At 40.3% G+C, this 14,383-nt stretch carries 16 protein-coding genes; 2 read left to right on the top strand and 14 right to left on the bottom strand.

The window, feature by feature from the left end; translation table 11 throughout:
- Positions 1–60: 60 nt before the first annotated feature.
- From AC25Y6_RS13555 to rpsF, 8 genes are all read right to left on the bottom strand, one after another.
- Positions 61–1,527, bottom strand: a complete 1,467-nt coding sequence (locus AC25Y6_RS13555) for a peptidoglycan DD-metalloendopeptidase family protein (protein WP_488143396.1) — start codon at positions 1,525–1,527, stop codon at positions 61–63.
- Between the two features lie 533 nt (positions 1,528–2,060).
- Positions 2,061–3,416 carry a replicative DNA helicase gene (dnaB, locus tag AC25Y6_RS13550; protein ID WP_482102632.1) on the bottom strand — a complete coding sequence of 452 codons (1,356 nt, stop codon included), beginning with the start codon at positions 3,414–3,416 and terminating at the stop codon, positions 2,061–2,063.
- Between the two features lie 15 nt (positions 3,417–3,431).
- Positions 3,432–3,881: a 50S ribosomal protein L9 gene (gene rplI / locus AC25Y6_RS13545; protein ID WP_482102631.1), complete on the bottom strand. Its 450-nt coding sequence runs from the start codon at positions 3,879–3,881 to the stop codon at positions 3,432–3,434.
- A complete protein-coding gene (locus AC25Y6_RS13540) occupies positions 3,881–5,857 on the bottom strand; it encodes a DHH family phosphoesterase (RefSeq protein WP_488143395.1) in 1,977 nt (658 codons plus the stop codon). The genes rplI and AC25Y6_RS13540 overlap by 1 nt, the downstream gene beginning before the upstream one ends.
- 12 nt (positions 5,858–5,869) lie before the next feature.
- A complete protein-coding gene (locus tag AC25Y6_RS13535) occupies positions 5,870–6,808 on the bottom strand; it encodes a YybS family protein (protein WP_482102629.1) in 939 nt (312 codons plus the stop codon).
- Between the two features lie 212 nt (positions 6,809–7,020).
- Positions 7,021–7,260, bottom strand: a complete 240-nt coding sequence (gene rpsR / locus AC25Y6_RS13530; RefSeq protein WP_482102726.1) for a 30S ribosomal protein S18 — start codon at positions 7,258–7,260, stop codon at positions 7,021–7,023.
- A 61-nt stretch (positions 7,261–7,321) separates the two neighbouring features.
- Positions 7,322–7,843, bottom strand: coding sequence for a single-stranded DNA-binding protein (gene ssb / locus AC25Y6_RS13525; protein WP_482102628.1), 522 nt, complete (start codon positions 7,841–7,843; stop codon positions 7,322–7,324).
- 49 nt (positions 7,844–7,892) lie between these two features.
- Entirely contained in the window at positions 7,893–8,180 is a 288-nt protein-coding gene (rpsF, locus tag AC25Y6_RS13520) for a 30S ribosomal protein S6 (protein ID WP_482102627.1), read from the bottom strand.
- A gap of 138 nt (positions 8,181–8,318) precedes the next feature.
- Between rpsF and AC25Y6_RS13515 the strand changes: the two genes are divergently transcribed.
- Positions 8,319–8,897: a DUF3267 domain-containing protein gene (locus AC25Y6_RS13515; protein WP_488143394.1), complete on the top strand. Its 579-nt coding sequence runs from the start codon at positions 8,319–8,321 to the stop codon at positions 8,895–8,897.
- 48 nt (positions 8,898–8,945) lie between these two features.
- Here AC25Y6_RS13515 and ychF read toward each other — a convergent pair whose 3' ends face one another.
- From ychF to AC25Y6_RS13500, 3 genes are all read right to left on the bottom strand, one after another.
- Positions 8,946–10,046: a redox-regulated ATPase YchF gene (ychF, locus tag AC25Y6_RS13510; RefSeq protein ID WP_488143393.1), complete on the bottom strand. Its 1,101-nt coding sequence runs from the start codon at positions 10,044–10,046 to the stop codon at positions 8,946–8,948.
- A 210-nt stretch (positions 10,047–10,256) separates the two neighbouring features.
- Entirely contained in the window at positions 10,257–10,454 is a 198-nt protein-coding gene (locus tag AC25Y6_RS13505) for a DUF951 domain-containing protein (RefSeq protein WP_482102624.1), read from the bottom strand.
- 4 nt (positions 10,455–10,458) lie between these two features.
- Positions 10,459–11,349, bottom strand: coding sequence for a mechanosensitive ion channel family protein (locus tag AC25Y6_RS13500; protein WP_488143392.1), 891 nt, complete (start codon positions 11,347–11,349; stop codon positions 10,459–10,461).
- Between the two features lie 74 nt (positions 11,350–11,423).
- Here AC25Y6_RS13500 and yyaC point away from each other — a divergent pair, with 74 nt between their 5' ends.
- On the top strand, positions 11,424–11,981 hold the full coding sequence (gene yyaC, locus AC25Y6_RS13495; RefSeq protein WP_488143391.1) for a spore protease YyaC: 558 nt from the start codon (positions 11,424–11,426) through the stop codon (positions 11,979–11,981).
- Here yyaC and AC25Y6_RS13490 read toward each other — a convergent pair.
- The 3 genes from AC25Y6_RS13490 to AC25Y6_RS13480 form a co-directional block, all read right to left on the bottom strand.
- Positions 11,976–12,680 (bottom strand): DUF554 domain-containing protein, encoded by a 705-nt coding sequence (locus tag AC25Y6_RS13490; RefSeq protein ID WP_488143390.1) that lies wholly within the window; start codon positions 12,678–12,680, stop codon positions 11,976–11,978. The genes yyaC and AC25Y6_RS13490 overlap by 6 nt on opposite strands.
- 67 nt (positions 12,681–12,747) lie before the next feature.
- Positions 12,748–13,587, bottom strand: a complete 840-nt coding sequence (locus AC25Y6_RS13485; RefSeq protein WP_482102620.1) for a ParB/RepB/Spo0J family partition protein — start codon at positions 13,585–13,587, stop codon at positions 12,748–12,750.
- The gene (locus tag AC25Y6_RS13480; protein WP_482102725.1) at positions 13,580–14,341 is read right to left on the bottom strand and encodes a ParA family protein; all 762 of its coding nucleotides are present in this window, start codon (positions 14,339–14,341) and stop codon (positions 13,580–13,582) included. Before AC25Y6_RS13480 ends, AC25Y6_RS13485 begins: the two co-directional genes overlap by 8 nt.
- Between the last annotated feature and the right edge of the window lie 42 nt (positions 14,342–14,383).

Raw genomic sequence — 14,383 nt, 5'->3', positions numbered from 1 at the left:
ATTGTCGAATAACTAATAAAAAAGACGGTACAACATTGTGTACCGTCAGTAGTTGTTTATTCATCTTAACACGTTCATAGGATCGATATTTGAACCGTTCTTGAATACTTCAAAATGAAGATGGACACCTGTCGAACGACCGGTTGATCCCATTACTCCTATCTTAGTTCCTTGTGGTACCGTTTGTCCTACTTTGACATCTATTGAAGATAGATGAGCATAGAGCGTTTCATAACCATTGTTATGCGTGATAACAACTCGATTACCAAATGTGCTATGGTTCCCTGCAGTTGTGACTACGCCATTATCTGCAGCTACAATTTCATAGGACGACGGACGGGCGAAATCAATTCCTTGATGAATTCTTCCCCATCGGGTGCCCATTTTACTAGAAATATATCCTCCAGACACAGGTCTGATAAATGTACCTGATCCTCTTGATGGTATCACTTTCGTACCTACAACTGTCACTTTGTCTCTCGCCTCAGAAATGACTCTTTCTTCAGTTATAGATTTGCCGATAATTTGACCGCTCCGTTTTCGGATAAGTTCCGTTACTTCTTTTTCCCCATCCGAACCTTTGGCTATAACTTTCTTTTCCCCTTTAAAAAGACTATCGTCCTCTTCAACCTTGTTTGCTTGTTTAATAACTTTTCTTTCTTTTGTTTCATAATGAACTTCCACTTCGATATACGGTTCGACAGCTGTTATATTCAGTTCATCACCAGAACGGAGAATTGTTGTACGTGTCATACCTGGATTTAGTTCTAGTAGTTTAGATGTAGTCATTTCGTTTTCCGCAGCAATTGTTCCTAGAATATCTCCGGAAATTACATTGTATTTCTTTTGTACACGTTTTCCTTTTTCAAGAAAATCTATTGCTTGCTCAACGTTTTTCACCTTTTCAGGATCTGTTTCCCCATTCGCTACCTCTATACCTTTACTGATAACGATGTTTGTAATACGGGTTTCGTCCTCTTTAAGCGGGGGTATAGGTTCAGTAGATGCTGTACGGGCTTCGAATTCATCGAGTTCCTTTTCGGTGACATATTGCATCTTCAGTTGACGAATTAGTTCATAGTATGTGTCCATGTCTTTGACGTAGAATGCCAGTTCCCCGTCAATTGAAACACCAACCGCTTCCGCTTCAACCGATATCATGGTTTGAACTTTTTCTAAGACTTCGCTATCGTCCGTTTCTGCTGTGAATACCATTTCAGGAATTACGGATAAATCTTTTCCTATTATAAGAGGGAGATCTTGAAATTCAGAGGACGTTTTTTGAATCTCATCTTCTTTCATTTGTTCAAGCTTCTCCTCGTCGGATATAACCCCTACATATTCCCCTTTTGAATAGATGTGGAATATAGTCAATAAATCTTCAGTTTTATTTGCATAACCTGGTTGTGCTGCAACACCTGACAGCAATAAAGTAATGATGGAAATCAGTTGAATCCTTTTGATAGAATGTTTGAAGTTTGGCAGGACTTTCTTAAGCTTGTCCTGGTTGCTTCTTTTGAAAAACATATATGTGTAACTCCTTCCAAATTTCAAATCGAATGACCGATTACAGTTTATTTTTTACATGCTTATCTAATCTAACATATCCTAATGTACTCTTGTAGAATTATAGGCAATTGTAACGAGATTGTAGAATTACATCCAAATACCACCACTTAAAACATAAAATAGACATATTTTGATTTTTTATCATTTTCTCATGAAATAAATGTCGATTTCTTCACTTTTTCATACATTTCTCTGTTCAATATTCTTTTGTTTGATTGTTCAAGTAAAAAAAACATCTCAGAGCACCGGAAGTTCCCGGTATTCTGAGATGTTTTTTTCCTACATGTATACCTTCAGTACTAGACAACAGAGTCATTGGTCTACGCTTTAAATGGAAATTGGTAGTTTTCCCATTGCCTTCGTCTCCCCACAGGGTTTTCAATTCCTAATACTATTGAGTTGATCTACACCTCTTTTAAAATATTTTTCCTCGTCAATCAAACACAAAAAACGAGCATTATGAGTCTGCAAACTCATAATGCTCGTTTTTATTAATAAGCGGATGATTCATGCTGACTCCAGTCGATATTAACGAACTTGTTATATTCCTTAGCAAAAGCTAAAGTAACTGTTCCAGTTGGACCATTCCGCTGCTTTGCAATAATTATTTCAATCATGTTTTGATTTTCCGTCTCTTTATCATAATAGTCTTCACGGTAAAGAAACGAAACAATATCAGCATCTTGCTCGATACTCCCTGATTCGCGAAGATCGGACATCATAGGACGCTTATCTTGACGTTGTTCAACGCCACGGGAAAGCTGTGAAAGGGCAATTACAGGTACTTTCAATTCTCTGGCGAGTGCTTTTAACGATCGAGAAATTTCCGATACTTCCTGCTGACGGTTTTCACCAGGCTTAGAACCACTTCCTGCTATCAGCTGCATGTAGTCAATCATAATCATGCCCAGTCCATGTTCCTGTTGCAATCTACGGCATTTTGAACGGATTTCATTGACACGGATACCAGGCGAATCATCAATGAAAATACCTGCATTTGAAAGGCTACCCATTGCCATAGTAAGTTTACGCCAATCCTCAGCTTCAAGTGCACCTGTTCGAAGCACCTGAGCATCGATATTTCCTTCTGCGCAAAGCATCCGCATGACAAGCTGTTCCGCCCCCATCTCCAAACTAAAGATGGCAACATTTTCATCGGTTTTAGTTGCAACGTTTTGCGCCACATTTAAAGCAAATGCTGTCTTACCAACAGAAGGCCTTGCAGCAACAATGATTAAGTCATTACGCTGGAAACCGGCTGTGATTTTATCTAAATCACGGAAGCCCGTTGGAATTCCTGTAACGTCGCCTTTTTGCGTATGAAGAAGTTCAATATTATCATACGTTTCAACGAGGACATCTTTAATATGACGAAAGTCGCCGGCGTTCTTCCGGTTGGATACTTCCATCATCTTCTTTTCCGCTTCAGACAAGAGTGCCTCTACTTCATCCTCACGTGCATAGCCATCTTCTACGATTGACGTCGCAACACGTATTAGACGTCGCAGAAGTGCTTTCTCTTCCACGATACGCGCATAGTGCACGATGTTTGCTGCGGTTGGAACAGAGCTTGCGATTTCAGACAAATATGAAATGCCGCCGACGTCTTCGAGTTCTTTTTTAGCGGATAACTCTTCCGTAACCGTGACAACGTCAATCGCTTGACCTTTATCACTTAGACTAATCATCGTTTGAAAGATTTTTTGGTGCGCCATCCGGTAAAAATCGTCGGGCATCAGAAGCTCTGCTGCCGTAATGAGTGCCTGCGGTTCAAGAAAAATAGCACCGATGACCGATTGTTCCGCTTCATTATTATGTGGTGGGATGCGATCAATCATCTGGTTCATCTATCCAATCTCTCCTTATCCCTCTTCAATTACATGTACTTTAAGTGTTGCCGTAACTTCAGGGTGAATTTTAATTGGCACATTTGTAAAACCTAGTGCACGAATTGCATCTGGTAAGTCCATTTTACGTCGGTCCACTTTAATGCCTTCTGTTTTATTCAAGGCTTCTGCAATTTGTTTAGTAGTGATTGAACCGAATAGACGGCCACCCTCACCTGATTTTGCTTTCATTTCAACTGTGATTTTATCGATTTGTTCCTTCAAGACGATTGCTTCAGCCAACTCTTCAGCAGCATCTTTTGCAACCCGGTTTTTTTGTCCTTCAAGTCTGCTAATATTACCAGCAGTCGCTTCAACCGCTAGCTTATTTTTCAATAGAAAGTTCTGTGCATACCCCACAGATACCTCTTTCACGTCGCCTTTTGTACCTACGCCTTTAACGTCTTTCAAAAAAATTACTTTCATTATGAATTTCCCCTCTCTATCATTGTATTTAATACATCTTTTAGCATTTGTTCAGCTTCTTCTACCGACCCAACGTCGAGCTGGCATGCCGCGTTTGTCAAATGGCCGCCACCCCCAAGTTCCTCCATAACAAGTTGAACATTCAACTCACCTAGGGAACGGGCGCTTATACCTATTTTACCATCTGAACGAGACGCAATGACAAACGAAGCTGCAACCCCTTGCATCGTCAGTAGAATATCTGCAGTTTGGGCAATCAGAACAGTGCCGTAAACAGTTTGGTCCTTCCCTTTTGCAATTGCAATACCGCCATTGGACAATTCAACAGTCTCAATCAATTTTGCCCTCAAAACATAGGTGTCAATATCCTCTTTCAAGAGACGCTGGACTAGTATGGTATCCGCTCCATTTGTTCGTAAATACGATGCGGCTTCGAACGTTCTAGCCCCTGTACGGAGTGTAAAACTTTTCGTATCAACGATAATACCTGCTAGCAGTGCTGTTGACTCAAGCATTGTTAGTTTTTCATGTTTCGGCTGGTATTCAATTAATTCTGTAACGAGTTCAGCCGTAGATGACGCGTATGGCTCCATGTAAACAAGCATCGTATTGTTGATGAACTCTTCCCCGCGACGATGGTGATCTATTACGACAACCTTCTCTGCTTTCTCGATGAGACGTTCATCAATGACCATACTCGGCTTATGTGTGTCAACAACGACAATCAATGACTTTTCTGTAATCATAGCAAGCGATTCTTCAGGACTTATGAATTGATTGAACAGTTCCTCATCGCGCTTAATTTCATCCATAAGCCGTGTTACACTTCCGTCAAGCTCATTAAAATTAACGATGACATATCCTTCAATATTATTCATACGTGCCATTTTTTGAACGCCAATGGCGGCTCCGATGGCATCCATATCCGGAATTTTGTGACCCATAACAAAAACTTTATCACTGCCTTGGATAAGGTCACGCAAAGCATGAGATATAACTCGAGCACGAACCCTTGTCCTTTTTTCGACAGGATTTGTTTTCCCTCCGAAAAACTTCAACTTGCCATCCAATCGCTTAATAGCCACTTGGTCACCACCCCTACCAAGAACCAAATCCAGGCTGGATTGTGCCAGTTCCCCTAATTCGATTAATGAAGTTGATCCCATTCCTACACCAATACTCAACGTTAGTGCAGTACTCTGTTTAGCCGTTGTTTCACGAATATCATCTAGAATCGAAAACTTTGTTTTTTCCAAGGTAACGAGTGTTGCTTCATTGAATACTGCCAGGAAGCGATCCGTTGCAATCCGTTTTACATAGATTCCATTCTCCGTTCCCCACTTATTAATAAGTGAGGTAACAAGGGAATTAAGCTGACTTCTCGTCTGATCATCCATTGCTTGTGAAAGTTCATCATAATTATCTACTAGAATAATACCGAGAACCGTGCGATCTTCATAGTAAAGTGATTCCATCACCAATTGTTCTGTAATATCGAACAAATAAATGAGTTTCTCTTCAGCTTTGAAAAAGACCTTATAGGACTGTTCCCCCACTGTCAGTACACCATTTTCAAGACTTTCACCTTTTACAATCGCGCGAAATTGCTCTGATAGATCAAACAAGTCATTCCCAATTAAAGTCTCCTGTCGTTCGAATACCTTTGCCGCATACGGATTCGCCCAGTCAACAACGTTTTTATCGTTAATCAGAATGATGCCAATTGGCAATGCAAGAAGTGCTTCTTCTCCGACTTTTTTCAACCTATAGGATAACGTTTCAATATGTTTTTCCGTTTCTATATAGGTTTGTTCTTCTAATTTCCATGCAATCCCTGCCGCAGTCGTGAATAAAACGGCAAAAATAAGTCCTGACCAAAAATGAGATAAAAGCAGGAGCACTGCCGCCAATAAGCCCAGAATCGACAATACTGTCAATGGATAACGTATTGCTCTTTTTCTAAAAAACGACGTCATTGTCCCATCTCCTTACTTCGACTTGTCTTTTTTGACCCAGGCACGTATATTCACTCCTGCATCTAGTATTCCTATTAACGTTGTAACCGGGGTCAATAGCAATGCAAAAATTGTGGCAACGACAGTCGCTACTTTCGGTAACTTCATTTCATTTACATAGTAATAAATGAATGAAATCCCTTGCAGCAGAAACAAGGTCCTTAGTATAACAGTGGCATTATTGGTAATTAAAAATAGATTCGTACCCGGTTTCATTTCTACAAATAGGGATGTCAGAAGAATGACTCCGTACAAAATTACTGTTATAACTGGTAATTTCATTTCCCGTAATGGTGGAAACTTTGGAACATCGAATTTCAACCGTTTGGCAACACTCAAATTCAAAGTGAGAATGATAAACGCCAACATAAAGATGCTTAAAATAAAAATGGAAGGAATCGTGTTTTCATACATTGTAAATGTTGAAGCAACAATTTCATCGTAATTGTCTGGTACTCCACCAGCTCGCTTCATAAATGTAGTTACCTGCTCTTGCGTACTCTCCATGACCTTCATTAATTCTTCAATCATATTGATGCCGAATAACAAAACAGCACCCACGTACATTACGAGCGATGTAATAAGCAGTGTCAGGCCAGAAGCCATAAAGATATAAAGTTTTGTTTTTCCCAATCTCACAGTTTCTCCCATAACAAAGCCTAAGAGCCCGTGGATGAGAGCGAAAGGTACAAGCAAGATGCCTCCAATTAGTAAGGACAGTATGACTCCGGTTGCAAGCACAAGAAGAGACGAGGCGCGGTCATACTTCAGTCTGTAAAGAATAATTGGCAACGGTATGAAAAACATCGTTATATTACCGATTAGCGGTGCATATAGCGATACTGCAAGTAAGATTGCAAACAATGCAATCATCATTGCTCCGTACGTAATTTTTCTTGAGTTGTCTTGCATAATATAAGATTCCTCCGGTCTTTCACTGGATGATGATTTCTATCCACTTGTTTAAGTTCCTAATCCAATTTTCTAGATGGACAGTTGCTTCAATTGTATCATGATTATTGTTTTTAGACCAAAAGTGGAACATATGTACTAGATTCGTTTGTATAAAAAAACCGCCCCCATCCCGGTTGTGCCGGTTTGACAAGGCGGTCATCTAAATAAAATTATCTTTCTTCCGAACTGAATGGAAGAAGTGCCATGATACGTGAGCGTTTGATTGCAAGTGTCAGTTTACGCTGATACTTCGCGCTTGTACCTGTTACACGGCGAGGCAAGATCTTTCCACGCTCAGAAATAAATTTCTTAAGCATATCTGTATCTTTATAGTCGATTTTTGTAATGTTATTTGATGTGAAATAACAAACCTTACGGCGTCTTTTTCCTCCACGACGTACTGCCATAATTGTTCCCCTCCTAACGTTAGTCATTTTCAGTTTATCGATGTTTTTTAAAACGGTTTGATCATCAGAATGGCAGGTCGTCGTCTGATACTTCTATCGGACCTCCGCCTGTCGAGAATGGATCATCGTCCGTACGTGTGTAATTTTGCTGATTCGGTTGTTGATATTGTTGGTTTGGCTGTCTATCTTGATAGCTCGGTTGTTCGCTTTGTTGAGAACCTTGGTAAGGTGCTCCGCCAGCTCCCGCTCTATTTTCGCTAGATGCATTGCGCGGTTCAAGAAACTGCGTACTGTCTGCTACAACTTCTGTTGTATAAACACGCTTTCCATCTTGTCCATCAAAGCTACCCGTCTGAATACGGCCATCTACTCCGACAAGACTTCCCTTTTTCAAGAAATTCGCAACGTTTTCAGCCTGTTTTCTCCAAGCTACACAACTGATAAAATCAGCTTCCCTTTCGCCTGAAGCGCTTTGGAAGGCCCGGTTCACTGCTAACGTAAAACGTGTTACAGCGATACCAGTTTGTGTATACTTAAGCTCAGGGTCTTTCGTTAAGCGTCCTACTAAAACAACTCGGTTAATCATTAGAATTCAACCTCCCTCATTATTTTGTAGATTTCAACTTATATATGGATCAGTCTTCAATACGAACGATCATATGACGAATGATATCTTCGTTGATGTTCGCAAGACGTGTAAATTCATCGATTGCTATAGTTTCAGCATTCAACTTAATTAGTTGATAGAAACCTTCACGTAGATCGTCGATTTCGTAAGCAAGACGGCGCTTGCCCCACTCTTTCGACTCGATGTTTTCTGCACCATTTGTAGTTAGGACTTCGTCAAAACGTTCAATCAACGCTTTTTTCGCTTCATCTTCTACTGTTGGGCGGATAATGTACATAATTTCGTACTTTCTCATCTGTAGTCACCTCCTTATGGACTTGGGCCCTGCTGATGTCAGCGGGCAAGGAGTAAGTAATTATATTACTCACATCAGTACATGTTAGCATAACTTCATTCATCTTTCAACTATTTTCTTGTATACTTTTACAAAGAGGTGATATTTTTGATTGAATTTCCTGAACCCGATAAAGTAATCGAGATTGATTTACCTAAGGTGGCCAAAAACAGCTTACTTTTAACCGGTTCCGCTCTCTTACTACTGTGGATTCTTAAAATTGGTATAGAGGGAAGCTTTCCTTCTTCATTCAGCTGGTGGGCGATTGTCTTCTTCATTATCGGATATATCTTACTAATTATTCTGCATGAACTTTTTCATCTTTTAGGTTTTCGGTTATTCGGAGGTGTCCCCTGGAGAAAGATGGTCGTCGGAGTCAATCTGAAATTGGGCATTGCATACGCAACTACCACTCAACTTATGACGAATCGGGCTATCCGCAAAGCACTGCTACTTCCTTTTTGGATGACAGGTATTCTCCCTGCCATTGTCGGCCTTTATATGGGGAGCGGCTTGTTAATCAGTCTCTCTGCTTTATTGATAGGCGGAGCAGCTGGTGACTTTACCATGTATAAAGAATTGAAGGAGCTACCAGACGACTGGGTTGTCAAGGACGACCCTGAATTGCCAAAGCTCTATGTCTATTCGCCCAACAAGTCGAGCGAATTGGTAAATTAATAAAAGCCACATTGGGATATGAATTATCCCAATGTGGCTTTTCAGTTATTATACGTTAAAACGGAACAGCATGACATCGCCGTCTTTAACAATATACTCTTTACCCTCAAGGCGGACTTTGCCTGCTTCTTTGGCAGCTGTCATAGACCCTGTAGCAACCAGGTCATCATAAGCAACTGTTTCTGCACGGATAAATCCACGTTCAAAGTCAGTATGAATAATACCAGCACATTGTGGTGCTTTCATCCCTTTACGGAATGTCCAAGCGCGAACCTCTTGTACACCCGCCGTAAAGTAGGTAGCAAAGCCAAGTAGCTTATATGATGCTTTAATGAGTTGATCGAGTCCTGATTCCTTGATACCAAGTTCTTCAAGGAACATCGCTTTCTCATCATCTTCAAGTTCAGCCATTTCTTCTTCGATTCTTGCACAGACAACAATTACTTGCGCATTGTCTTTTTCAGCAAATTCACGGACGGCTTTAACATTTTCATTGTTTTCCGCGTCTGCAACTTCGTCTTCCGCAACATTTGCAACATAGAGCATCGGTTTAATAGTGAGAAGGTTCATTCCTTTAGCCAAGATAAATTCATCATCTGTGAAGTCAATTGAACGTGCAGGCTTTTCGTTTTCAAATGCTTCTCTTAGTCTAATCAGGATAGGTTCTTCTGCCATTGCTACCTTGTCTTTTTGTTTCACCATTTTTGTTACACGAGCCAATCGTTTTTCAACGGCTTCCATATCAGCAAGGATCAATTCCAAATTAATGATTTCGATGTCATCGATTGGATCGACTTTACCGGATACATGTGTAATATTCTCGTCAACGAAGCAACGGACAACTTGACAAATTGCATCCACTTCACGGATGTGCATAAGGAATTTATTTCCTAATCCTTCACCTTTACTTGCCCCTTCAACAATTCCTGCGATATCTGTAAATTCAAAAGCCGTTGGTACTGTTTTCTTCGGTGTCACTAGCTCCGTTAGTTTGTCTAGTCTTTCATCAGGAACTTCTACGATGCCGACATTCGGATCAATTGTACAGAACGGATAGTTCGCCGCCTCTGCTCCTGCTTTTGTAATCGCATTGAATAATGTAGATTTGCCTACGTTTGGTAGACCGACAATTCCAGCTGTTAATGCCATTCATCCCACAACCTTTCATTGAGCTTTTTAAGCGGTACTTTCGCTTAAAGAAGCCTCCATTATATGTTCATTCACTCATTCATATCAATTACGCCACTAATAGAAGTGGGGACTTCTGCTGAATCAAGTTATGCTGTATGCAACTCTTCCATTATAAGGACAGCAGGCTCAGTTGTCCATCTGCCTGAGGAACAAGGTCCTAGTTAAAGGTCAAGACTCCGCTTTGACAAGTACTTTTTTCATTTTCTTTGTAAATTCATTGCGGGGGATCATAACGCTGTGACCGCATCCCTCACACTTAATGCGGATATCCGCCCCCATCCGAATGATTTTCCATGCGTTCGTTCCGCATGGATGCTGCTTTTTCATCTCAACAATGTCATTTAACCCATAAACTTTTTCCACCATTTATCTACACCTCATTTTTCGGTTGATGCATAATCATTTTCGGGTATGGTATTTCAATACCGTTTTGATCCAGGAATACTTTCAAGTCTCTGCGTAATTGCCTGGCAATTGCATATTGCATCACAGGCTGGGTTTCTGCTGTAATTCTCATGATAATTTCAGACGCTCCCAAATCTTGTACACCTACGATAGTCGGCTGTGATATCAGTGCTTCATATCCAACAGATAAGTTTGCAAGATACGCTTCCAACAGTTTTTCGGTTTTGGCAATATCCGTTTCATATCCTAGTCTAATATCCACTATAGCGAGTGAATTATTAATTGAATAATTCACGACCTCTGTAATATTTCCGTTTGGGATGATATGTATTTCCCCGCCATATGCGCTTATTTTCGTCGTACGTAAACCGATTTCTTCGACCGTCCCAACCGCCGCGCCAATTTCAACATAATCGCCTACAGAAAATTGGTCCTCAAAAATAATGAAGAAACCGCTAATAATATCCTTCACAAGACTTTGGGCACCAAATCCGACTGCCAAGCCCAATACTCCAGCCCCTGCAAGAATTCCCGCAACATTAATTTCAAATGCGGAAAGAATTGCTAGTATTGCTGCGAAATAGACGACATATGACAATGTGTTTTGAAGCAACTTAACCAACGTTGTTTCACGGCGCTCTGTATGGCGCAAGGCACCTTTCAATTTCACCTTGAATGCGCGGCTAATAACGCTTTTACCTATTTTGACTACAATGATGGATAGCAGGATAATGAAGATAACTTTAAGTCCCAACATACCAATATCAATCCAGGTTTTTGTATTAAACAGTATTTGCCCTACTTCTTCAGCTTCTTCTTTCAGCTTTTCAATGTCCTCATTTAAGGTTACTGCCACAATCCTCTTCCTTTCGTATAATAAATCACTTGCGAGCGTAGACTGAGTTATAAAAAAAGAAATGGAGTTTTTTCATGCGAGATCCTCTTCCTTTACCATACGACTACAGAATTCATTACAAGGAAACGGGCGCTGTTTGGAAACTTAGTTCTTTGTTCCTCGAACGCATTCCGTTTGATGCTCAAGATCTCATTTTTTTCTGTATCGGAACTGACCGTTCCACAGGAGACGCATTAGGTCCACTGACCGGTTCTTTTCTATCAGAGTCTCCCCTGTTCCCATTCACTGTAATCGGAACGTTAGAAAGTCCGTTACATGCCCTTAATCTAGAACAACATATCGATGAAACCCGAAGCTCTAATCCTTCTGCATTTATCGTAGCAATAGATGCTTGCCTTGGACAAGGCGGTTCCATTGGTCAATTACTATTTAATAGTGGACCTATCCATCCTGGCAAAGCTGTAGGAAAAGTTTTACCTCCCGTTGGAGATGTATCCATTAAAGGCATCGTCAATATTGCCGGATTTATGGAACATGCTGTTCTTCAGAGTACACGACTATACCTGCCATTCGAAATGAGTCGCATTATTTCTCGTGCTTTGCAGTTAGCACATGGTCGTCACAGATCATAGATAGTGGATGATTGTAACGATTATGCCTACTACAAGAATACCCGGAATTAGATTTGCAACTCTCACTTTTGTCAGACCAATTAAGTTTAACCCGATTGCAAGAATCATTAATCCACCCGTTGCCGTCATTTCTGAAATGAAGAACGCCAGCAATTCATCAGGAACGAATCGGCTGATTTGAGTGGAAAACAGAGTGATAATTCCTTGGTAGAGAAGTACAGGAATTGCAGCAAAAGCAACACCGATTCCTAGTGTAGAACTTAATATGATAGCAGTGAAACCATCAATAATCCCTTTCATTACTAAGACATCATGATCATTTCTCAGTCCACTGTCAATGGCACCAATAATCGCCATCGATCCGACAACAAAAATTAGCGTAGCAGTGACAAACCCTTGTGCAATACCTGGACCTTTTTTACCAGCGGGTATCTTAGTTTCCATCCATAACCCTAAGTCATTCACTTTCTTTTCCAAATTCATCCATTCACCAATTACAGCCCCGAGGACGATACTTATAATAACAATTAAAACTTGTGTACTTTCAAAGGTCATCTGTATACCTATAACTGCAACTGCCAGCCCGATTCCATACATGACGGTTTCTTTCATTCTTTCTGGTATATTGTGTAAAAACCGTCCAATGAATGCACCTGCAACGATTAAAACGACATTTACAATTGTTCCGAACAAAACCACATTCTCACTTCCGCCCGTTAAAAATAATACCTATTTTGCACAGTTGGCAAAATAGGTACATATTTATTCATTCATTCAATAGTTCAAGAATACGTTCTAGGTCATCCTCTGAGAAAAATTCAATTTCAATTTTCCCTTTGTTCTTTGTTTTCTTGATTGATACATTTGTACCGAAATAATCCCTAAGATTAGATTCACTTTCAGCTAGGAACAAATCTTTGTTTTTTTCCGGTTTTGTTTCACGTGGAACTTCTTCATTCATTCTTTGGACAAGTTTTTCAAGTTGTCGAACATTATGACCTTCTTTTAATACCCGTTCTGCCACAATTGCAATTTGCTCTTTTTTACGTAGACCAAGTAATGTCCGTCCGTGGCCCATTGAAAGTTTCCCTTCAGTAATATAGTTTCGTACTTTTTTTGGAAGTGATAGCAATCGTACATGATTTGCGATATGAGGTCTACTTTTCCCAAGTCTAAATGCGAGCTGCTCCTGTGTTAGGCCCAGATTCTCCATTAGATTATGATAAGCTTCAGCCTCTTCAATTGGTGTTAGGTCTTCTCTTTGTAAGTTTTCAAGAATGGCAAACTCCATTGTTTCTACGTCAGTTAAAGTACGGACAACTGCAGGGATTTCTGACAGACCCGCCATTTGTGCTGCACGAAATCGTCTTTCCCCCACTACGATTTCGTATGTAGTACCGACTTTTCTTAGAATGATTGGTTGAAGGATTCCGTGTTCTTTAATTGATGCACTTAGTTCTTGAATAGCGCTTTCATCGAATATTTTCCTAGGTTGGTATGGATTCGCTTTTATACTTTTTACATGAATATGTTCGACCGACTCTGCCTTTGTCAGTGACTCTCCAGGGAACAAAGCATTTAACCCTTTTCCAAGACCCTTAGCCATTGAGTACCACTTCCTTTGCCAGCTCTAAATACACCTCAGCACCTCGTGATCGGGAGTCATAGACAATAATCGGTTCACCATGACTCGGTGCTTCACTTAACCTAACATTTCTTGGGATGATGGTTTTATATACTTTATCTTGAAAGTACTTTTTCACTTCTTCAATCACTTGAATCCCTAGATTTGTCCTTGCATCGAACATTGTCAGTAAAACGCCATCAATCATTAGATTTTCATTTAAATGCTTCTGTACAAGTCGAATCGTACTTAGCAGTTGGCTTAACCCTTCCAGTGCATAATACTCGCATTGAACAGGTATGATAATTGAATCTGATGCAGTTAAGGCATTTATAGTGAGTAATCCAAGGGAAGGCGGGCAATCAATGATAATGTAATCGTATATATCTTTCGCTTCTTGGATGGCATGCTTCATCCTAACTTCTCTTGAAATCGTTGAAACTAGCTCAATTTCTGCCCCCGCCAAAGAGATTGTTGCAGGAACGATATCAAGGTTTTCCACTTTAGTAGAGCGAATTACATCTTTTATATTAACATCATCTATTAAAATATCATAAATACATTGCTGGACTTCCCCTTTATTGACACCTACTCCGCTGGTTGCATTTCCTTGCGGATCAGTATCAATCAAAAGAACTTTTTTGCCTATATGAGCAAGGCAAGCACTTAGATTCACGGATGTTGTCGTTTTTCCGACGCCCCCTTTTTGATTTGCAATCGCTATAATTCTGCCCAAATCTGCACCTGCTTCCTGCACTTTTAATATCAATTTATCTAC

The sequence above is a fragment of the Sporosarcina sp. Y1004 genome (assembly GCF_057669665.1).
Note: the sequence above shows the minus strand (reverse complement) of the source record. Positions and strands in the feature narration are given on the sequence as shown.